The organism is Sporosarcina jiandibaonis, from assembly GCF_013184495.1.
GTDB classification, from domain to species: domain Bacteria; phylum Bacillota; class Bacilli; order Bacillales_A; family Planococcaceae; genus Sporosarcina; species Sporosarcina jiandibaonis.
This window is the reverse complement of record NZ_JAAOIY010000003.1, coordinates 169,424-190,327: the sequence shown is the minus strand read 5'-3', so window position 1 is coordinate 190,327 and position 20,904 is coordinate 169,424. Positions and strand designations below refer to the sequence as shown.

The following is a 20,904-nucleotide window of genomic DNA, read 5'->3' as shown; positions in this document are numbered from 1 at the left end:
CAAGGTGTGAAAACCTTAGAGGCTATTTTTATGTAAATATCATTTCATTCCCGTCAAAGTGATTCCTGATATGATATGACGCTGTAAAAGGATGAATACCAAGATTAACGGAATTACCGCTATGGTAGAACCTGTCATGATCAAATGCCACTGCGACTCTGCTTCCCCCGACGAGAAGAAGGATAGACCGACAGGCAGCGTTCGGAGTGCTTCAGATTCGATAACGATCAACGGCCAGAGGAATGCGTTCCAGTTTCCGAGGAATGTGAAAATACTTAAAGCAGCCAGTGCCGGCCAAACCTGTGGAATGGCGATCTTGAAAAATATCATGAATTCATTCATGCCGTCAACACGTGCCGCGTTCAATAAATCATCAGGAATCTGCTCCATGAATTGCCTCATCAGAAATACGCCGAATCCAGTCATGAGTCCCGGAAACAAGATTCCCCAGTACGTGTCCGTCCATCCAAAATCTGAACTCATCATATACCACGGAATAATAAGCATTTCCGTCGGAACCATCAGCGTACTTAATATGAGAATGAACAGTACACCGCGACCGACAAAGGAGAACTTGGCAATGATATAGCCGACGAGCGTATCAAAAAATGCAACACTTATCGTCGTTACGACCGCAATGATTAAACTGTTCAAAAACCACTTAGCGAATAAACTCTCTTCCATAACTTTAATGTAGTTACTGAAGGTTATGTTTTCCGGTATAATATCCAGGCTAAAGATGTCGATTGGTGATTTTAAAGAGGTTGAAACCATCCACACAAATGGAAATAGCATAATAATGGAACCCAGTATCAAGGCGAGATACGTTAAAACCTTTCCAATTTTCATTCTCTCCCATCCTCCTCTCTAGTAATCGAACTTCTTGGTCAGAACCTTCATTTGAAATAAGGTAAGGGCTAAAATGAATAGAAATAACATCACGGTCGCTGCCGAAGCAAGTCCCATATCAAACTTCCGGAATGCCAACTGATAGATATAAACCACGACCGTCATTGTCGAGTTCAACGGTCCGCCAGTGCCGTCCGAACTCATATTGATGACTTGTGTAAACGATACTTGAATGAAGTTGATGCTTCCGATTACTGCCGAGAATACAATAGTCGGATTCAACAGCGGCACCGTCACATGCCAGAACTTTTGCCAAGGACTTGCACCGTCAATCTCGGCAGCCTCATAAAGCATCTTGGGGATATTTTCTAGTCCAGCTAGAAACAGAACCATTTGGAAACCTAAAGCCTGCCAAATCATCGCGCCGATTATTATGTATATTGCCTGATCCGGCGAGTTCAAAAATGGCTGCGGCGACAGACCGATTTTTATTAATAAGTCATTGATTATCCCATTTTTCATCAAGATCCACTGAAACACCCAACTGATTGCGACAATACTAGTAACATAGGGGATGAAATAAATCACCCTGAAAAAACCGACAAAACGATTTATTTTATGGAGCAGGAGCGCAACGACAATTCCGAAAAACAATTGTCCAGAAACACCTAACACAATATAGATCAATGTGTTCAGGGCGGACTTGATAAAGACTTTGTCTTGTATAAGCACTTTGTAATTTTCTAGCCCAATAAATGGTTTTACACCTGTCGCCAGCAAATTCCAATCCCTAAAACCCACGTTAAATGTGAATAACGTAGGAAGTATGCGAATGCCAAGAAAAAATAATATCGGGAGCAATAGACAAGTATAGACAAAAAGGTATTTTTGATACTTTACATTTCCTCTGAACTTCCCTATCAAAGATGTCTTCTGTATTTTCTTGCTCGATGCAGAATGATTCTTCACTTCGCACCTCCTAATAGTTGATAGAACCAAAGGTTACGAATAACCTTTGGTTCCATTTTTCTATTTATTGCTCCAATAATTTTCATGAAGTTTCTTTGTCTCTTCTACTAATTCATTATATGCTTCTTCTACGTCCATCCCTTGCAGCAATACTTTGTCTGCTGCATCGATTACAAGCTGGCGTTCCTCAGTTTCATCTACAAAGAAATGTGCATTTGCAAATGGCAACGAGTTGATGAATGCTCCATAAACCTCATCGTTGACATATTTATCCTGCATCGCAACCTCTTCTTTTGCAGGTAGTTCACCAGTTGCATCAATCCATTTTTCCATAACTTCCTTGCTTGTCAGGAATTTAAGGAATTTAGTTGCCGCATCCAGTTTCTCTCCTTCAACTTTTGCAGTGATTCCATTTGTCCAGAATGATGCGTTTGTGGATTGCTTTTTATTTCCAGGAAGCGGAGCAACAGCATAATTCAAGTCTGGCGCATCACTTTTTATCGTGCCGATACGGAAAGAACCATCAACATTCATCGCTGCTTTTTCGGTCAGGAAAGCTGTTACATCGTCTGTATAGAATCCTACTTCAGAAGTACCTAAATCTGTCGGGAAGCTCAACCAGTATTTAAATGCTTCCAGACCCGCTGAATCATCTCCCCAAACAACTGATTTCTTATCTTCGCTCAATACTTCTCCACCAGCTTGGCGAGTCAAACCGTCACGCAACCACTGATGTCCTTGTTGTGAAGGTTCCCATGCCATACCTGATTGCTCAAGTCTTCCTTTGCCATCAGCTTTCGTCAATTTCTCTGCGTACTCCTGCAACTCATCCCAATCTTTAGGCGGAGAATCAGGATCTAGTCCGGCCTCTTCGAAAAGATCTTTGTTATAAAACAATGCGAGCGTTCTTACCGCAGTTGGAATTGTCCAATATTCGCCATCGAGTTTAGTCGCCTCAACTAATGGGAAAAATTCACTCTCAATTTCATCATGCGGGAATGCATCTTGAGGCAATGGCTGTAAATAGCCAGAATCAACATACTTCGGAACCCATCCGTAGAATAAGTTGATCACGTCCGGACCTTTCCCTGCCGGTACTTGTGCAGCTACCTTTTCATTGTATTGATCATAAGGAAAATTTGTCTGCTTTACCTTGATACCAGGGTTATTCGCTTCGAATTCCTCAATCAGCTCATCCATCAATTTAACCTTTGCATCAAAAGCGTACTGCCAATACTCCAATACGATTTCTTCGCCGGACCCTTTCTCATCATCAGTTGGAACTTTGTCAGTTGATTCTTTGTCGCTTGAACAGGCAACCAGCAATACGGATAATAATCCAAAAGCCACTAAACCGAGCCACCATTTTTTTAACATGTAAATCCCCCTCTTTTTAATTATTTTAAAGGACTAATGTCACTTTAATAACTAGTTCAAACCTTCAAGATTGAATCATGCTCATGTAAAACCAAATATCCCGCCCCTAAAACCGAAACATTATCCAGTTTAGTAATCGTGACCATTGTTTCAATCGGCAAATGCTTATCGATTGTAGATATGATTTCAGGTAGAAAATGATGCATGGACTTCGATATGCCACCGCCTAAAATTACGCATTCCGGGTTGACGATTGATATTATATTGATTAAAGCAAAAGCAAGATGAGATAATGCATCATCAATGATATTCTGAGCTTTTTTATCGCCGGCAATCGCCAGCTCGAAAATCCTTTTAGCTGGCCAATCATCCGATTCATTTTCACTCGCTCTCAAATGTTTCAACATTCTTTTTGTAATAGATGGACCGCCGACATGACTGTCCAGAAAACCGTATCCTGAAAAGGCGCTGTCATAGGCTTTTTCCGCTGCATGCTTGTCTGTCACCATATAACCGATTTCGCCGGCGGCAAACGAGGAACCGCGATACAACTGTCCATTAATGATCATTCCGCAACCTATCCCTGTACCAAGTGTAATCTGCAAGATATTGCTCTTATCACGTCCCGCGCCTTTCCATTGCTCACCTAGCGCTGCAACATTCACATCGTTGTCGACGTAAACTGGAAATGGCAAAAATTTATGCATCTTCTCCAGGAAAGGGTACTGTTTCCATCCCAGACTCGGGGCATCGACAACGATTCCCTCGCGAACGTCTGTTATACCCGGGATGCCGATTCCCGCCCCCATAATCTGATTGTTTTCCAAGCCGCTTTTTGTTATTAGCGATGTGATGTTGTCGGCAAGCACCTGAACGAGATTCTTTGATATTTGCTCCTGTGTAGAAAATACAGACTTCTCTAAGATGTCACCAGCTAGATTCATAACCGCTATCTCTACCGAAGTTCCACCGATATCTACACCGACTATATATTTTGCATTATTATTAAAATAAATCTGGAAAGATCTTCTCCCGCCTGATGAACTTGAACTCGAACTTTCTTTTTCACTGAACCATCCTTCACTGATCAATTCATCGACTAGCTTTGAGATAGTTGGCTTGCTAATCGATAATTCCTTTGCAATTTCAGTTCTTGAACGCCCTGGATTCTTTTGGATATAATGAAGAACCTTTTTCTTATTGATCAATTTCATGTACTGTGGATTTGCTTGGATACGACTGATAGCGATCGCAACTCCTCCCCCTTCTTTTGAGAATGGTAATTAGGAAGTTTTAATGATTATCGGCTTCCAGCCACAGGATTTGAAATTAGAACTGCCGGAATGTAAGCAATGCGAACAATATTCGGTTAGTAAGCTTACCTAACTAATTAAATTGTATACTACTATGAAAATTCTGACATGTCAATGCTTGCTTTTCAATCAAATAACTTAGGTCAAACTGATTGTAGAAGTTCATTATGTTCGAGGTTATAGAAAAGGGCTTGCCTCGAATATATTTCATATCGAGACAAGCCCTGTACTTAACGCGCGACTTTTTTATTCTTTCTGTTCCTCACTATTTTTAAGACAATCGGATAAATGATCGGTCCATATTTTATAATTCTTCGAATAAGCTTACTCATATTATTCTCCTCCATTTTTTATTGTATCTAACTTAGTACTTTCTTATAGTTCCTTTTTTCTCAAGATCTCAAACAATATTCGAGGCAAACCTATTATGGTCATTAGTTCAATAATTTTACATTAAATAAAAAAGCACACCTCATTGAGATGCACTTTTTCATATGTAAATTACCAAAGCACCGGTTTTTGCACCATGAGCCACAGCATGACTAGCATCAGGCCGATGTAAATCCATGATGTTTGATTTAATCGATTAAGGATAATGTTTTTATCTTCGCCCGGTTTGTGAAAACGTCGCAGGACGAATGTGAATCCTCTGGAGAGAAATAAACCTGACAGAAGCATGACTGCAACTGTCGTGACTACCCAAGACGTATACCATGGCCATGGCCCGAAAATTAATAACAGGACACCAGACACTACGAGCGCATGTCCTGCATGCATGACAATTCGGATCACGACATTGACGATGGATAGATACGCATTTTCTACATCCATGTCAACGCCGCGCAGACGCTTGATTGTCGGCATTAAAATAAACAACGGACCAATGGAAAGTACTGCACTAACAACATGTATGAAAATAATTAGAGCGTAAAAGTCTAGTTTCATACGTAATCATTTCTTAACGGGGCTAAATTCATGAACCCAGACGCTCATCTTTGGTAACCAAGGCATTTTCGGATGTAGCGCTAAGATGGATCCCTTATAATCTTCCATATTCGCATACCCTTCTGTTTTGGCATGTTCGTCTGTCATTTCACCTAGAGTCTGTGAATACAGTGCATCAACATTAAATTCTTTCCCCTTCAATACCATGATTTCACCAGGGTAAGCATAAACGCCGTTACGTCGCGTCGCTGTTTTTTCGCCGTTCAATACTTTCTCAACATCCGCTTCAATCGTCACGAGGCGTTCAATCGAGCACGATTTTTCTGGCAAGTTGTCATTCTTTTGATTTGTCATGTTTGGACCCCTTTTCAATAACTTATTCTCATTTACTAGTATAACTATCTTTCCAATATATCGCGAGAAATAGTATGTTTGACTTCGGCTCCTTTCGTCTATAGCAAAATAAGGACGGGATAATAAAAGGAGGCAGGTCATAAGTAATCTTAAAGCTCTCATTTTGATTTCATCATTAAAGAGTTCAGAAGAAAAATCAAATACAGAGGCACTTTCCGAAAAAGTTCAACTGATTTATAAGAGCGAAAACGTCGAATCCGAAATTATTAGACTGGCGGATTACAATATAGCTTACGGCATTGCTCCAGATATGGGCGATGGTGATGAATGGCCGTCCATTTTTGAAAAAGTGAAAGCCGCCGATATCCTGATTATCGGTACACCGCTTTGGCTCGGTGAAAAAAGCAGCATTGCAACACTTGCCATAGAACGCTTATATGGAAGTAGTTCAGAAACAAATGACAAAAGACAAACCATTTATTATAACAAAGTTGGCGGCGTAATCGTGACAGGAAATGAAGACGGAGCGAAACACGCATCCGCATCCATTTTATACGGCCTATCGCATATAGGATTTGTCGTCCCCCCGAACGTCGATACCTATTGGGTTGGAGAAGCTGGTCCTGGACCTTCCTATATAGACGCAGGTCAAAATAACGACTTCACTAAAAAGCATGTTGAAATGCTTGCTTATAACACGATTCATATGGCTCGAATCTTGAAAGAGAACCCTATTCCGGCTGAAGGAAATTTATTGGAAGAATAAAAAACAATCGGGTACTTGCTTACTTACTTGTATAGTAAAATCAACGGAGTCATTGAAATCTATCAGTTGTCCCTATTATTTTTTGGCAGACACTTTTATTGGAATGCTAACATTCAGACACTACCATTTACATTCCTCCATATAACTGATAAAGTTTTCTATTGAAGCAACTTTTGACATAGCTGAAATAGCAGGCTTTATACATAAGGAGGAAACTATATGAGCGTTTCTGTTGAGAAAGAAAAAGAGCAGTGGCGTTCAACAACCAGTTTAATAATTCTTGTCCTAGGAATTATTTTTCTTGCCACTAATCTGCGTGCACCAATCACTGCTGTCGGGCCTGTTGTTGCATCGATTCGAGACACTCTAGGGATTTCGAATGCAGCAATCGGGACATTAACCACAATCCCCTTACTAGCATTTGCGATATTATCACCTTTTGCGCCGCGACTAGCTAGAAGATTCGGTATGGAAATGGTTTTGTTTGTCGTACTGGTCGTCCTTTCAATTGGTCTCGTTTTAAGACCGTTTGGCGGTTTTCCAACACTTTATCTAGGCACTATTCTAATGGGTGCTGGAATCGCAATTGCTAATGTGCTTATGCCGGCTTTCATCAAAATGAAATTTGCAAATAATATCGGAATGATGACGGGCGTTTATTCAATCTCTATGAATTTAACAGGGGCTCTTGCAGCTGGTTTGAGTATCCCGATTGCCGCGGCAAGCAGTTTCGGATGGAAAGCATCAATTGGCGTATGGGCAATATTAGCGATGATCGCCCTTCTTGTCTGGATTCCTCAAATCAGACATCGTCAAATTGAAGAATTGCCGGGCAAAAATGGCGTTAAAGGCAAATCGCTTTGGCGTTCAACACTAGCCTGGAAAATCACTATATTTATGGGATTGCAGTCTTTATTGTTTTATGTCCTTGTCGCTTGGTTACCCGTTATCTTGCAAAGTCGAGGAATGGAATCGACCCAAGCGGGATGGATGTTGTCTGCAATTCAATTCTCGCAATTGCCTTTCACCTTCATCGTACCCATCATTGCGGGGCGAATGAAAAACCAAGTTCCGCTTGTCTGGATCACATTCGTATTAATGACAGCCGGACTTTCAGGAATCATGTTCGGAGGCACTTTACTAGTTTTACCTTCAGTAATCTTAATCGGCGTGGCAGCAGCATTCGCTTTTGGTCTGGCAATGATGTTTTTCTCACTCCGTACGCGAAACTCTTTTGAAGCAGCTGATTTATCAGCGATGGCACAATCATTCGGTTATTTACTTGCAGCGTCCGGTCCGCCGCTTTTCGGTCTTCTGTTTGACCTGACAAACGGTTGGACATTCCCGCTATTATTATTAATCGCGGCAACCTTCGTTATTTTATTAGTCGGTCTCGGTGCGGCAAAAGATGAATATGTTTCGGAAAAATGAATTTTAAAAAACTCAACTCGTTTAATCGAGTTGAGTTTTTTGTTCAATAATATTTGATTAAACCTCGAGCTGATTCAATAAATTAGCCATTTCAATCGCGGCAGTTCCCGCATCCCAACCTTTATTTCCAGCTTTCGTTCCTGCACGTTCAATGGCTTGTTCAATAGTGTCTGTTGTTAAAACACCGAAAATAACAGGGATGCCTTCTTGCATATTAATGGCCGAAACCCCTTTGGCTACTTCGTTGCAAACATAGTCAAAATGCGGCGTAGCTCCGCGAATAACTGTTCCTAGTGTAATAATTGCATCATATTTTCCTGAAGCAGCCATTTTCTTCGCGACGAGCGGAATTTCGTATGCGCCCGGCACCCATGCAGTGGCAATGTCACTTTCATTTACACCATGGCGACGTAGCGCATCTTCCGCTCCGCTTAAAAGTTTACCCGTTATAAAATCATTAAACCTTGCAACGACGATTCCAATCTTTAACCCAGTACCAACTAAATGTCCTTCATAAATAGTTCCCACTATTACTTCCCCCTTAATTATGCAATACATGCCCTAGTTTATTTTTCTTTGTTTCCATATAACGCTTGTTTTCTTCTTTTACAGGCATTTCGATTTGCAGACGCTCTGTAATTTCAAGTCCATGACCCTCGAGGCCAGAAATTTTCCTTGGATTATTCGTCAATAAATGAATAGACGTCAAGCCGAGTTCTCTCAAGATTTGTGCGCCGATTCCATAATCGCGCAGATCATCGAGAAATCCTAATTTCTCATTTGCCTCAACGGTGTCGTAGCCTTCTTCTTGTAACTTATAGGCTTTCATTTTATTGATCAGGCCGATCCCTCGCCCTTCTTGACGCATATATAGAAGGACACCTTTTCCGGTTTGCTCAATTTGCGCAAGTGCCGCTTGAAGCTGCGGACCGCAATCGCAACGGCATGAACCAAAAACGTCGCCTGTCAGACACTCAGAATGCACGCGAACAAGCACGTTTGAGGCGCCTTCAATATCCCCTTTTACAAGTGCGACATGCTCGCGTCCTGTTAATGTCTCGACAAAAGTAACAGCTGTAAAAACGCCATGTTCAGTCGGCATCTGAACATCTACGACACGTTCGACCAGCATTTCATTTTTACGACGGTAAGCGATCAAATCTTTAATCGTTAAAATGACTAAATCGAAGCGTTCTGCGATTTCTTTTAACTGCAAACCTCTAGCCATCGTGCCGTCTGCATTCATAATTTCGCAAATGACGCCAACCGGTTCAGAACCAGATAGCTTAGCTAAATCAACCGCAGCTTCCGTATGTCCGGCGCGTCTCAAGACACCGCCCGCTTTAGAAACCAACGGGAAAATATGTCCCGGTCTAATAAAATCAGTCGGTTTCGCATCACTGCCAAGCATTTTTAAAATTGTATCAGATCGTTCAAACGCGGAAATTCCCGTATGTACAGAAGAATGGTCAATGCTAACCGTGAATGCAGTTCCATAAGCATCACTATTGTTCTCGGTCATTGGATTCAAATCGAGCTGTGTCGCTTTTCCTTCTTCAATCGGCACGCAAATTAGTCCACGGCCTTCAGTTGCCATGAAGTTAATCATTTCAGGCGTCGCAAATTCGCCAAGTGCAACGAAATCCCCTTCATTTTCACGATCTTCATCATCTATAACGATTATCGCTTTTCCTAGCTTAAGTTCTTCAATCGCTTTTTCTACAGTTGCGTACAATTTGCTCCACTCCTTAATCTAAAAATCCAGTCGCAATTAGAGTATCCATCGTTACACTGCCACTCGGCTTCTCTTCTTTTTTCGTCAATAATCTTTCAATATACTTCGCCAACATATCACATTCGACATTCACTTTATCCCCAATGCGCTTTTGACCAATCACGGAATCTTCTTGCGTCACGGGAATCAAGGATATGATAAACCCTGAATCTGTGACGCCAAAAACAGTGAGAGAAGTTCCGTCGACTGTAACTGAACCTTTCGGGATAAAATAATTCAATAACTCAGGTTCAATCTCAATTTCAATATACATCGCATTCGCAACGTTTCGAACGGAAATAATTTCACCCGTGCCATCGACATGACCGCTGACAAAGTGACCCCCAAAGCGTCCATTTGCAGCCATTGCGCGTTCTAAATTGACCGCGCTTCCCGCACGAAGTTCTTGTAGTGTCGTAGCTTTTACCGTCTCCGGCATAACATCTGCGGTGAAATGATCACTCGAAAAGTTCGATACCGTCAAGCAAACGCCGTTCACGGAAATACTATCGCCTTTGTTCACGTCACTAAGCACTTTCTTGCAGGTAATTGCAAGTTGAAGTGAAGTCGCTCCTGGCGTAACTCGGGATACAGTTCCAATTTCTTCAACAATTCCAGTGAACATATTTGGTTATACCTCCTTCGTAAAGCAAGCGTGCAGCATCTTGACTAATTTGAGACGCTCTGGGCAATCTGCTTTCTGGTTTATTCATGAATAAAGAAGCACCGTTTCCGATGAGTTTTGGCGCCATATATAAAATAGAGTTCATCGGCCAGACCTTCTTGAATGAAACTAGAATGAACGCGGCAGCCGCCCTCGATAAATAAAGTCATGATGCCTTTATTCGCAAGACGCTTTAATACTTCTTCCCAAAAAAATCTTCTTCAGAAATCAACTCGATTAAGACGAGTGAATATGCTGAAAAATCCCGTTTCTGATTGAGCAGAATCGAGCGGAAAATAATTGTTTCCACAGCGCTGTCAGTAATAACATGTGCTGTTTTTGGTGTCCGGAGACATTGATCTAAAATAACTTGTATTGGATTCTTTCCACCATGGGGCAAACGGGTGGTGAGGAAAGGATTATCATGGAGCACGGTATGTACGCCGACTAAAATCGCATTATGGGTATGGCGAAGATGATGGACATCAGTTCTTGCTGATGTAGTCCATTTGCTGTCCCTAGTTTGCATTGAAAGTTTACCATCCAGGGTGGCGGCTACTTTCAAAGTGACGTATGGTTTCCCGTATTTGATAAATCAAATAATGCTTGGTTTAACTGCTCCGCCTCTTCTTGCAATATGCCAGTAATGCCACTTATATCGGCAACCTTAAGAAGCTTACACTCTGGCCGACTTACACAAACATGCCAAGAAAAATCGATTCAGCAAAGTTTGTACTGTTGTAGCTCGGGCAAATTCTAGAGCAATATTCACAAAATGGTCTAGAACCATGATTGAAAAGGACAAAGCCTCAAGCATAGCATGTAAAAAATCCAAACAACTTCTCCCATCCAGACTATAACTGTCGGTGCCGGACTTTCACCAGCTCCACCGCCTCCATTAACGAAGGACGGGTCACGGACTAATGAGCACTGCTCAATCACCGTCGGTAAGGAATTTCACCTTGCCCCGAAGAGTTTGTATTTATATGCTACATCAACGTTAACATAGGTGAATAATTAAATCAAAAAAACTCAGCCCGATTTCTCGGAACTGAGTCTAAATATTCACTGAATTACTCTTTTAAATCTTCAATAGAATCGATATTCATATATGCCGGGACAACTAAACCAATTTTCACGCCTGCCATGCTCGTACCAATGTCATCATACTTGCCTTCAAACTTTTCCGCGTATGTTTGGTGTGTGACTGGCAACCAACCCGCAAGAAATACATCTGCGCTTCCATCGGCAACTGCTGTCCACATTGGTCCTGCTTCAACTTGCGATGTTGTTACTTTGTATCCCATATCTTCCAATACTAGCGAAACCACATTTGTGCTAGCAATCGTACTATCCCATGCAACATACACAAACTTGATCTCAATACCGTCTACTTTTTCAACGCCATCTGTCCAAACTGCGACTTTATCTTCATTTTTATCAATCCAGTTTTGCGCCGCAACTTTCGGTTCTTCACCGTCAATAATTTCAACCATTACTTCAGCCATATCTTCTTCAGTCCACTTAAAATTAGACAGGATTTCATAAGCTTCTGGTGAGTCTTCTTTGAGTCCCAAACGTCCAATTGTGTGAATTTCTTCCGCTCCGCCGAATGAACCTTCTGGGTCTTCAAGATATTTTAGATCAAATTTCGCGAATTTCCAGTGCGGGGACCATCCCGTAACAATAATCGGTTCTTCTTTATCATAAGCTCTTTGTAATGCTGCGGTCATAGCTGCGCCAGAACCTGATACAACTTCCCATTTGTCTAAGTTATAATCAGCAATCGCGCGGTCTGTTGCTTCCATAATGCCGGCACCTGGGTCGATTCCAGTAATCTTATATTCAACCGATTCTCCTACTGAATCAGTAGCTCCACCATCTTTTTTATCGTCGCCACAAGCGACTAATCCAACCGCAAGCAATGCAACTGCTCCAAGTCCTAAAACTTTCCTCTTGATCGTCATGAATTTGTTCCCCCTTGTTTTTTAGAACCGGCATGTTGAGTGATTCTGTCTAAAATAATCGCAACAATTACGATGGCGACACCTACTTCAACACCTACTCCGGTCTTTAACTGCGTTACTGCTCGGTAGACTTTCTCACCAAGTCCTGGTGCCCCTACCATTGAGGCGATAACAACCATTGAAAGCGAAAGCATGATACTTTGGTTTATACCTGCCATAATAGTGGGTTTGGCGAGCGGTATTTGAATTTTGCTCAACCTTTGCCACGATGTTGAACCAAATGCCTCTGTCGCTTCAATCAAATCTTTAGGCACTTGTTCAATTCCCAACATTGTTAAACGAATTGTCGGCGGCATTGCAAAGATAACAGATGCCACCACACCGGGCACGACCCCTATATTGAAAAAGAAGATTGCTGGAATCAAGTAGACGAATGCCGGCATTGTCTGCATCAAGTCCAGAATTGGGATGATAATATTACGTACTGTTGCTTTTTGCGAACCCCATATTCCAATGGGAATTCCAATCACAATTGCAAATACTACAGATGTAAGAACGAGCGATAACATCTGAAGCATGTCGTACCAGAATCCTAAATAATCGATAAACAAAAATCCGATTAACGTGAAAATCCCTATTTTCCTCGTAGAAATCAGCCATGCAATAATTGCAAATATTATAGCTAGAAGAATGGAAGGCACGAATGCGAGCGCATCTACAAACCCTTCGACCATTGTTTTCAAAACAAGTGCTACGCCGTCAAAAACCGATCCAAAATTATCAATCAACCAATCTACGCCATTGTCAATCCACTTTGAGAACGGAATTCTTGGTAATAGTTTATCCATTTCCATTCACCTCTGTATTCTTCTCATCAACCATATCCACGACACGATTTTCATTAATAAACTGGCCATTCCCAGACAATGCACCGATAAAGGCGCCGCGGATAATAATGCCGAGAAGTCGTTCTTTCTCGTCAATGACAGCAACTGGAATCGTCGCCTTAGAAACAATATCAAACAACTCCGTTAAAACACGGTCTTCAGGAATCATTGGAAGGTCGGTGATGAGTACTTCATCGAGCGATTGATTATTTTCTGTCGCATTTAAAGCCTCTTGCGCTGTGACCGCGCCGAGTAATTTCCCTTTTTTATCGACAACATAGATGGAAGAAATGCGGAGACGTTTCATAAGTCGCAGTGCAACCCGGGGTCCTCGGTCTACTTGAACAGTATCTGCTTGTTTCATAATATGGCCTGCTGTCAATACTTTCGATAGATCGACATCTTCAACAAATCGTTCTACATATTCATCTGATGGATTCATCAAAATTTCTTCAGGTGTTCCGATTTGGACGATTTCTCCGTCTTTCATCAAGGCGATCCGATCGCCAATTCGAAGCGCTTCATCTAAATCATGCGTTATGAATACGATGGTCTTTCCCATATTGTTATGAAGTTGCAATAATTCATCTTGCATGTCTTTTCGAATGAGCGGATCCAAAGCGCTAAATGCCTCATCCATTAGTAAAATATCTGGATTATTCGCAAGTGCCCGTGCAAGACCAACCCGCTGCTGCATGCCGCCACTTAACTGGGACGGATATTGTTCTTCATATCCTACAAGTCCTACTAGCCTTAACGCTTCTTTCGCTTTACTTTGTCTCTCCTCTTTCGAAAACCCTTGAATTTCCAATCCGTACTCCGTATTCGAAAGAATTGTTTTATGCGGAAATAGAGCAAAGTTTTGAAAGACCATCCCTATTTTCTTTCGTCGAACACCCCGAAGTTGTTCTTTATTCATCGCTACAATATCGTCGCCATCAATTAATATATGACCGGTTGTCGGATCGATTAGTCTGTTAAGAAGCCTGACTAAAGTCGATTTTCCACTACCTGATAACCCCATAATGACAAAAATTTCTCCATCATAGACATCGAATGACGCGTTTTTAACACCGACTGTCGCGCCAGCAACTTTTAATATTTCTTCTTTCGTCATTCCTTCGTTTAATAACTGAACTGCTTTCCTACTATTTCTGCCGAAAATTTTCGTAGCATCTTTCACTTCGATTTTTTTCTTGGCAATTTGTTCTGCCATGATTACACTCCCCACAAGATATTTCAATTCTATAATTTTTACTAGTATATGTAACAAGCGAAGTTAGATGACCGCGTATGGGAACGCGGCGTTCGAAAAGATCCATATGAAGTGAAAGATGATTGGTATCAAGAACAGTAGATGGCGAAGTTCAGTGTCACTTCATTCAACTGCTATTAGAAGATCACATAATGAAGTTGAACAACTTATTCATGACGAGACCATTAGTCCCGAAGTGTTGCAAAAAGCTAAAATCGATAGATTATTATGATTGGCTCGACCGTCTTATCGATGCTTTTGAAGAACATGACATTTTTGATCTTGTACCTAAAAAATCGAATTGAAAAATGGCTAACTAAATATGTTTAAAAAACGGCATCTAATTTACAAGGATGCCGTTTTTCTATTGAAACTTTATTGCGGTATAATCGTAAATGAAGGTAATTAATTGATTCGTAGGGGTGATTCGATGTATTCGCAAATTCATGCACCTGAAGGTAGACTTTCAAAAGACTCGGTAAAAGTTTGGATTATAAGCAAAGCGATTAGTTATGCAATTTGGATAGCAATTTTTTCGGTTCTATTGTACTTGGATTATCGATTCTTTTGGTATGAATGGATTGGTTGGGTGTTAATTGGCATCACTTCTTTAATAGCGCTATCTGGGATTTGGTCTATTTTAATTGAACCTTTTTTACTGTATAAAAACTGGCGGTATGATGCCACGGAAGAATTTTTACAATTAAAGTCCGGAGCTTTCAATGAAGAACATCAACTCGTCCCCATGACAAAAATACAATCGGTCGCGACAAACCAAGGGCCAATCCTTAGAAAGTACGGGCTATACTCGCTGACTATTGAAACAATGGGATCTACACACAGGATCCCCTCGCTTCCAAAAGAAGTCGCCATCGAGTTAAGAAACCTCATTGCCCATTACGCTAAAATAAAGGAAGTTGACGAATGAACGACTTCAAACACTATCATCCATTCATCATTTTTATGAACTTATGGACATTGGTTAAGAACTCTTTTACCATCTTTATTTTTTTCATCGTTTCATTCGCATTGTCATCACCACTTTACTCATACGGAAGAATCGCTTTTCTCCTATTCTTCACGCTAGCCGTAATAAAAATTATTCTTGATTGGTTTGTAGATAAATATGAAATTGTTAATGAGTCATTTCAAATTCGCCATGGGCTTTTCATTAAAAATGAACGCATTGTTCCGTTTACAAAGGTTCAAAATGTACAACGTCAAACTTCGTTCATCCATAGGTTGTTCGGATTGACTTCGTTGACGCTCGAAACTGGCATAGCCGGTTCCGACGGCGCTGTTGTATTCGAGGTTATTGCGGTTAAAGAAGCGGATCGGATAGAGGAACTTGTAAAAAAGGGTGAGTCCGAAATCGAAACTTCCCCTGAAATCAGGGTTGAAGAATATCCTGAAGTGGAATCAAAAATGGACCGGATTATTCATTTTACTCCTACAAAAAAAGATGTATTAAAAGCTTCGTTTACATCCTTTAGTTTTCTATTATTGATACCAATTGTCGGTTCCATCTTTTCCAAAATCGAGAAATTTGAATGGGTGGAGAATAAGGCAAAAGGAATTTTCTCGAGAATTTTCGAGTCTAGTTTCACGATTGTTATTATCATTATTCTATTTATTATTGTTTCTATCATCATCGGAATTGCTAGAACGTATATAAAATACGGGAAGTATGAAATTGCATCTGATGATGAGCGAATTTACATTACGAAAGGTGTCCTTCATGAATCAGCTTTTACAATCACGAAGAATAATGTACAGGCAATTGAAATCAGGCAATCTGCCATCAAACGGCTGCTTGGCCTTGCGGAAATTAAAGTGATAAGTGCTGGTGGTGTGGGCGAAGGCGTGCTTGAAGCAAATTCACTCTATCCATTCCTGCCCATCAATCGGGCATATGAAATGATTCATGAAATTCTGCCGTCTTATGAAGTTATACAAACGATGGAGCGACTGCCGAGGAAATCATTTTGGGTTCGCATGCTAAAACCTAGTTGGTTCTGGATTATTTCTACGTTAGCGCTATTATATTTCAAACCGCCTATTTGGGATATTGAACAAGCATGGTGGATTATTTCAGTCGTCTTATTATTAATTATCATTGTTTCAAGGTTACTCAATTACTTTAATACTCGTTATACTTTGAATGAAGAGTTCATCCAATTCAAAACTGGAAGCTTCGAAACAACTGTATTCATTTCAAAACGTACTAAAATAATTGAAATAAGTGTCACACGAAGTAAAATTCAACAACTCCTGGGACTTGCCTCAATCTTAACTGTCAACCACGCCAAACCGTTTCATTATTCAAGTGTCGATGACGTGCCGCTGGAAATGGCAAGAAACTTTTACGCATGGTATGTGGGTCGAATTGATCAAATAAAAACAGAATAAAAGCATGCGTACACTTCACTTTAGAAGTGCATGCATGCTTTTTATTAATCGCCAATTTTAATAATAGCTTGTAATTCTACCTCAACATTACCTTGAATAGCTCGGCTAATCATGCAAGATTTCTCTGCTTTTTCCGCAAGTCTAAGCGCGAGTGATTCATCTTTTTCTGTTGCCTTCGCTTTTAGCACGATATGGGGTTTATGAATGATCTTTTTATATGTAATGACGCCATTCGTCACATCGACAACGCCAACAGATTCCATTGTCAATGCTTCTTTTTCAAGATTGCTTCGCTCCATCATCGCAGCCAATGTGATGATATAACAGGTTGCCGCCGCGCCTAAGAGCATTTCATCTGGATTCGTTCCGATTCCGGGTCCGTTCATTTCTGGTGGAATCGAGACTTCTGTTTTCAAATTCCCCGCGTCAATCGTTCCAACATCATTCCGCAAACCCGGCCAATCTGCTTTCAGGTGGAAATAGTGCTCTGCCATTTTATTATCTCCTTCGCAATATCTGTTGAGATAATTGTATCAAATTATTTTGTATATACGTTAAAAGACTACTTACAGTGAAAGTAAGTAGCCTGTCTCTTATGCTAAAGCCTGCTCCAAATCCTCAAGCAAATCCTCTACATCCTCAATTCCCACAGAAATACGGACCAGGCCGTCTGTAATTCCTAGTTCCAGCCTGCGGTCACGCGGAATGGATGCATGTGTCATTCTTGCAGGGATTGAAATTAAGCTTTCAACGGCACCTAAACTTTCAGCAAGTGTGAAGTAGCGTAATTTTGCTAGTAGCTCATCCGCTTTGTCTTCACTTCCAACATCAAATGATATCATTCCGCCGAAACCCGTCGCTTGTTTTTTCATTAATTCATAACCTGGATGATCTTCAAATCCCGGATAATATACTTTTCCAATTGCATCATGGGCGACTAAAAACTTTGCAATCTTTAATGCATTTTCATTATGTTCTTCCATGCGAAGCCCGAGCGTTTTTATTCCGCGAATTAGTAACCATGAATCCTGCGGACCAAGGACAGCTCCTACTGAGTTTTGAATAAAGTGCAATTCCTCAGCCAGTTCATCGGTTGCAACAACGACAAGTCCCGCGACGACATCGCTATGTCCGCCGATATATTTCGTTGCGCTATGCAGCACGATATCTGCCCCTTGCGCAATGGGTTGTTGGAAATAAGGCGTCATAAATGTATTGTCGACAATCGTCAACAATCCTTTTTCTTTACCAAGTTTAGCAATCCCTTCAATATCCGTCACTTTTAGCAATGGATTCGTTGGCGATTCTAAAAATATCGCTTTTGTATTAGGCTCAATCGCCGCTTCGACTTCAGTAATATCACTTGAATCAACAAATGTCGAGGAGATGCCGAACCGGTTTAACACTTTCGTCATGACACGGTAAGTCCCGCCGTATACATCGTCCGTTAAGACAATATGGTCACCTTTACTAAACAGCATCATGACGGAACTAATTGCCGCCATTCCAGATCCAAAAGCAAACCCGGCTTTACCGCCTTCTAAGTCACTTATTAAAACTTCCAGCGCATGACGCGTTGGATTGCCTGTACGCGAATACTCGTAACCGTTAAATACACCAACCGATTGTTGTTTATACGTGCTCACCTGATAAATCGGAGTTGAAACGGCACCTGTCGCTTCATCCCCTACAATTCCACCGTGAATTAATCTCGTTTTTGCTCTCAATTTTTTCGCTCCCTTTGAACAATTCATAGATATGTTGACTTAAATAACGTTCGCTTGAGTCTGGAAATATAGTGACGATGTGGCTGCCTTCTTTCGCGGATTCTGCTTCAAGTAATGCCCCGTGAAATGCAGCCCCGGAAGAACTACCAACGAGTAATCCTTCATACTTTGCCAGTTTCCGTAATTGAGTAAATGCTTCTTCATCGCTTACTGTATGAATCTCTTCAAAAAAGGTACTATCCATATACTCAGGGATAAATTCCATTCCAATTCCCTCGGTGACATGAGGACCTGCTTTCCCGCCATTTAAAATCGATCCCTCTGGTTCAACCACAACTGTTTTCACAAGCGGATTTTTTCCTTTGAGATACTGGGCGGTTCCCATGAATGTCCCGCCTGTTCCTGCCCCCGCAACAAAGATATCAATTTGTCCATCTAAATCATTCCATAATTCAGGTCCAAGTGTTTTCACATAAGTCGCAGGGTTTGCGGGATTGGAAAACTGGGATGGAGAAAAAGCGCCAGGTATTTTTAAAACAAGTTCACGGGCTTTTTCAATCGCGCCTGTCATCCCTAAATCCGTTTTTGTATTGATTATTTCGGCGCCAAGTGCTCGCATTAATGTTTGTTTTTCCACACTAAACTTCTCCGGCACTACAAATTTCACATGGTATCCTTTACCGATTGCGGCGAGAGCTAGACCAATTCCCGTATTCCCCGCAGTCGGTTCGATAATCGTTCCACCGGGTTGGAGGGCACCCGATTGCTCGGCATCTTCAATAAGAGAAATCCCTAACCGATCTTTTACACTGCCGCCTGGATTCAGATATTCGAGCTTCGCAAAAATACGGCAATTATTCGGGATAGGAAGCTTATTGATTTCAACAACTGGTGTATTTCCTATTAGTTCATGCACACTGCCATATACATTCATTACTTTTCCTCTTTGTACACTTGGTGCCATTCATCTTTCTTCGCAAGCATATTTTTCGCCAGTTCCTTAGCGCCTTCCAAGCTGTGATTTGCAGCCCAACCGCATTGAACTACGTTGCACGCAGGCACTTCCGTTGCCGACAGAACATCTTGTAATGTTTTCTCTAAAATCGATAATATTTCATCGTAATTGTCATGATTGATTACCGTTAAATAAAAACCCGTTTGGCACCCCATCGGACTAAGATCTACAACTTGATCTGTGTGATTTCGAATGTTCTCCGCCATGATATGTTCTATGGAATGGAGTGCATCCATTTTCATGAACTCAATATTCGGTTGTGTAAACCTGAAATCGTATTTATATATTTCATCGCCCAATGCCCCTGTTTTTGTTCCAGCCAAACGCACGTACGGCGCAGCTACTTTCGTATGATCCAAATTGAAACTTTCAACATTCAATTTTTCCATGTTGTTTCTCCCCTTAGTGTTTATTTTTTCATCTTCTTTGTCGCGTTTAAAATCCAAACATAATCATTCATTTGCTTGCAGGCAACATCAAACCCAGCCTTAATAAATAAATCCATCAACACGGGCACCGTTGTGTAATATTCACGCTCTAAATCATCTGCTACATTATGAAAACCGCGCGAACGTTCCTTGACAATTTGTGCTTGTTTCGCTTCTTCAGTTATAAACATCGTATCTGCAAAGATGACTTTTCCACTTTCATCCAACAACTCGGAATACTTCTTAAGCGCAACTCCTTTTTCCACATCCGTTAAATGATGGAAAACATAGGTGCTAACGATTGTATCGATTGATAAGCCATCCACTTCAAAATCCAATAAATCGCCATCTATGATTTTCAGCGTTGGAAATCTGTCGCTAGTAAGTTGGCGCATGGCATCGTTTGGTTCGATGCCGATAACAGTCAATCCTTTATCTACTAATTTAGCAGTCAAGTTTCCTGTCCCAGTTCCAAACTCAAGAACTGTTCCGAATGATTTATTTGCAACATCAGCCAGTATTTCGTCATAGCCTTCAAACACATCGCGGTACTCTGGGTCTTCCCCCGCTACTGAAGCATCGTACGAATCAATCCATTCATCAAAGATATCAATGAATTCACGTCCCATATCAAAACTCCTTTTATAAACATACTATTCATACTGATTTAGTAGGTATTGGGCTTGCACTACTATTTATATCATATTTAAAAATAAATGCAAATATGATTTCGTTATTTTTGGGTGAAAATAACAGATATAAGAACAAAAAAGA

At 41.0% G+C, this 20,904-nt stretch carries 24 protein-coding genes and 1 riboswitch; of the genes, 5 read left to right on the top strand and 19 right to left on the bottom strand.

All coding sequences use genetic code 11. The features are described 5' to 3' along the window. Window positions 1–39: 39 nt before the first annotated feature. The 6 genes from G8782_RS10670 to G8782_RS10645 form a co-directional block, all read right to left on the bottom strand. A complete protein-coding gene (locus tag G8782_RS10670; protein WP_172370940.1) occupies window positions 40–849 on the bottom strand; it encodes a carbohydrate ABC transporter permease in 810 nt (269 codons plus the stop codon). 18 nt (window positions 850–867) lie between these two features. Next, window positions 868–1,818, bottom strand: a complete 951-nt coding sequence (locus G8782_RS10665) for a carbohydrate ABC transporter permease (protein ID WP_343035042.1) — start codon at window positions 1,816–1,818, stop codon at window positions 868–870. A 60-nt stretch (window positions 1,819–1,878) separates the two neighbouring features. Further along, window positions 1,879–3,195 carry a sugar ABC transporter substrate-binding protein gene (locus G8782_RS10660; RefSeq protein ID WP_172370939.1) on the bottom strand — a complete coding sequence of 439 codons (1,317 nt, stop codon included), beginning with the start codon at window positions 3,193–3,195 and terminating at the stop codon, window positions 1,879–1,881. Window positions 3,196–3,251: 56 nt separating this feature from the next. Then, complete coding sequence (locus tag G8782_RS10655; RefSeq protein WP_172370938.1) at window positions 3,252–4,403, bottom strand: ROK family transcriptional regulator; 1,152 nt, start codon at window positions 4,401–4,403, stop codon at window positions 3,252–3,254. 606 nt (window positions 4,404–5,009) lie between these two features. Next, window positions 5,010–5,453, bottom strand: coding sequence for a hypothetical protein (locus G8782_RS10650; RefSeq protein ID WP_172370937.1), 444 nt, complete (start codon window positions 5,451–5,453; stop codon window positions 5,010–5,012). A gap of 6 nt (window positions 5,454–5,459) precedes the next feature. Then, window positions 5,460–5,807, bottom strand: coding sequence for an ASCH domain-containing protein (locus tag G8782_RS10645; RefSeq protein ID WP_172370936.1), 348 nt, complete (start codon window positions 5,805–5,807; stop codon window positions 5,460–5,462). 139 nt (window positions 5,808–5,946) lie between these two features. On the opposite strand from G8782_RS10645, the gene G8782_RS10640 reads away from it, so the two are divergent. Both G8782_RS10640 and G8782_RS10635 read left to right on the top strand, forming a co-directional pair. Then, window positions 5,947–6,573: an NAD(P)H-dependent oxidoreductase gene (locus G8782_RS10640; RefSeq protein WP_172371208.1), complete on the top strand. Its 627-nt coding sequence runs from the start codon at window positions 5,947–5,949 to the stop codon at window positions 6,571–6,573. A gap of 219 nt (window positions 6,574–6,792) precedes the next feature. Next, window positions 6,793–8,004 carry a CynX/NimT family MFS transporter gene (locus G8782_RS10635; protein WP_172370935.1) on the top strand — a complete coding sequence of 404 codons (1,212 nt, stop codon included), beginning with the start codon at window positions 6,793–6,795 and terminating at the stop codon, window positions 8,002–8,004. A 57-nt stretch (window positions 8,005–8,061) separates the two neighbouring features. On the opposite strand, the gene ribH is transcribed toward G8782_RS10635, so the two are convergent. The 8 genes from ribH to G8782_RS10595 all read right to left on the bottom strand — a co-directional run bounded on the left by ribH (window position 8,062) and on the right by G8782_RS10595 (window position 14,512). Continuing rightward, entirely contained in the window at window positions 8,062–8,532 is a 471-nt protein-coding gene (ribH, locus tag G8782_RS10630) for a 6,7-dimethyl-8-ribityllumazine synthase (RefSeq protein ID WP_343035041.1), read from the bottom strand. A 13-nt stretch (window positions 8,533–8,545) separates the two neighbouring features. Further along, window positions 8,546–9,739, bottom strand: coding sequence for a bifunctional 3,4-dihydroxy-2-butanone-4-phosphate synthase/GTP cyclohydrolase II (locus G8782_RS10625; protein WP_172370933.1), 1,194 nt, complete (start codon window positions 9,737–9,739; stop codon window positions 8,546–8,548). A 13-nt stretch (window positions 9,740–9,752) separates the two neighbouring features. Continuing rightward, window positions 9,753–10,403 carry a riboflavin synthase gene (gene ribE / locus G8782_RS10620; protein WP_172370932.1) on the bottom strand — a complete coding sequence of 217 codons (651 nt, stop codon included), beginning with the start codon at window positions 10,401–10,403 and terminating at the stop codon, window positions 9,753–9,755. Between the two features lie 80 nt (window positions 10,404–10,483). Continuing rightward, on the bottom strand, window positions 10,484–10,612 hold the full coding sequence (locus G8782_RS18805) for a hypothetical protein (protein WP_216667849.1): 129 nt from the start codon (window positions 10,610–10,612) through the stop codon (window positions 10,484–10,486). A gap of 23 nt (window positions 10,613–10,635) precedes the next feature. Then, window positions 10,636–11,007 (bottom strand): RibD family protein, encoded by a 372-nt coding sequence (locus G8782_RS10610; protein WP_172370931.1) that lies wholly within the window; start codon window positions 11,005–11,007, stop codon window positions 10,636–10,638. A gap of 268 nt (window positions 11,008–11,275) precedes the next feature. Next, window positions 11,276–11,421, bottom strand: a riboswitch (FMN riboswitch). Window positions 11,422–11,515: 94 nt separating this feature from the next. Further along, window positions 11,516–12,403 (bottom strand): glycine betaine ABC transporter substrate-binding protein, encoded by an 888-nt coding sequence (locus tag G8782_RS10605; RefSeq protein ID WP_172371206.1) that lies wholly within the window; start codon window positions 12,401–12,403, stop codon window positions 11,516–11,518. Between the two features lie 2 nt (window positions 12,404–12,405). Continuing rightward, window positions 12,406–13,257, bottom strand: a complete 852-nt coding sequence (locus G8782_RS10600; protein ID WP_172370930.1) for an ABC transporter permease — start codon at window positions 13,255–13,257, stop codon at window positions 12,406–12,408. After that, entirely contained in the window at window positions 13,250–14,512 is a 1,263-nt protein-coding gene (locus G8782_RS10595) for a quaternary amine ABC transporter ATP-binding protein (protein WP_216667847.1), read from the bottom strand. Before G8782_RS10595 ends, G8782_RS10600 begins: the two co-directional genes overlap by 8 nt. 191 nt (window positions 14,513–14,703) lie before the next feature. On the opposite strand from G8782_RS10595, the gene G8782_RS10590 reads away from it, so the two are divergent. From G8782_RS10590 to G8782_RS10580, 3 genes are all read left to right on the top strand, one after another. After that, complete coding sequence (locus G8782_RS10590) at window positions 14,704–14,856, top strand: hypothetical protein (protein ID WP_172370929.1); 153 nt, start codon at window positions 14,704–14,706, stop codon at window positions 14,854–14,856. Window positions 14,857–14,981: 125 nt separating this feature from the next. Beyond that, window positions 14,982–15,479, top strand: coding sequence for a PH domain-containing protein (locus G8782_RS10585; RefSeq protein ID WP_172370928.1), 498 nt, complete (start codon window positions 14,982–14,984; stop codon window positions 15,477–15,479). Beyond that, window positions 15,476–16,960, top strand: a complete 1,485-nt coding sequence (locus G8782_RS10580) for a PH domain-containing protein (RefSeq protein ID WP_172370927.1) — start codon at window positions 15,476–15,478, stop codon at window positions 16,958–16,960. The genes G8782_RS10585 and G8782_RS10580 overlap by 4 nt, the downstream gene beginning before the upstream one ends. 44 nt (window positions 16,961–17,004) lie before the next feature. Here the strand turns inward: G8782_RS10580 and G8782_RS10575 are convergent, their stop codons facing one another. The 5 genes from G8782_RS10575 to G8782_RS10555 all read right to left on the bottom strand — a co-directional run bounded on the left by G8782_RS10575 (window position 17,005) and on the right by G8782_RS10555 (window position 20,759). Then, window positions 17,005–17,454, bottom strand: a complete 450-nt coding sequence (locus G8782_RS10575; RefSeq protein ID WP_172370926.1) for an OsmC family protein — start codon at window positions 17,452–17,454, stop codon at window positions 17,005–17,007. Between the two features lie 99 nt (window positions 17,455–17,553). Beyond that, window positions 17,554–18,687 (bottom strand): bifunctional cystathionine gamma-lyase/homocysteine desulfhydrase, encoded by a 1,134-nt coding sequence (locus G8782_RS10570; RefSeq protein WP_246231636.1) that lies wholly within the window; start codon window positions 18,685–18,687, stop codon window positions 17,554–17,556. Then, a complete protein-coding gene (locus G8782_RS10565; RefSeq protein WP_172371202.1) occupies window positions 18,641–19,621 on the bottom strand; it encodes a PLP-dependent cysteine synthase family protein in 981 nt (326 codons plus the stop codon). Before G8782_RS10565 ends, G8782_RS10570 begins: the two co-directional genes overlap by 47 nt. Then, window positions 19,621–20,091 (bottom strand): S-ribosylhomocysteine lyase, encoded by a 471-nt coding sequence (locus G8782_RS10560; protein ID WP_172370924.1) that lies wholly within the window; start codon window positions 20,089–20,091, stop codon window positions 19,621–19,623. Before G8782_RS10560 ends, G8782_RS10565 begins: the two co-directional genes overlap by 1 nt. A 20-nt stretch (window positions 20,092–20,111) precedes the next feature. Then, complete coding sequence (locus G8782_RS10555; RefSeq protein ID WP_172370923.1) at window positions 20,112–20,759, bottom strand: class I SAM-dependent DNA methyltransferase; 648 nt, start codon at window positions 20,757–20,759, stop codon at window positions 20,112–20,114. Window positions 20,760–20,904 lie beyond the last annotated feature (145 nt).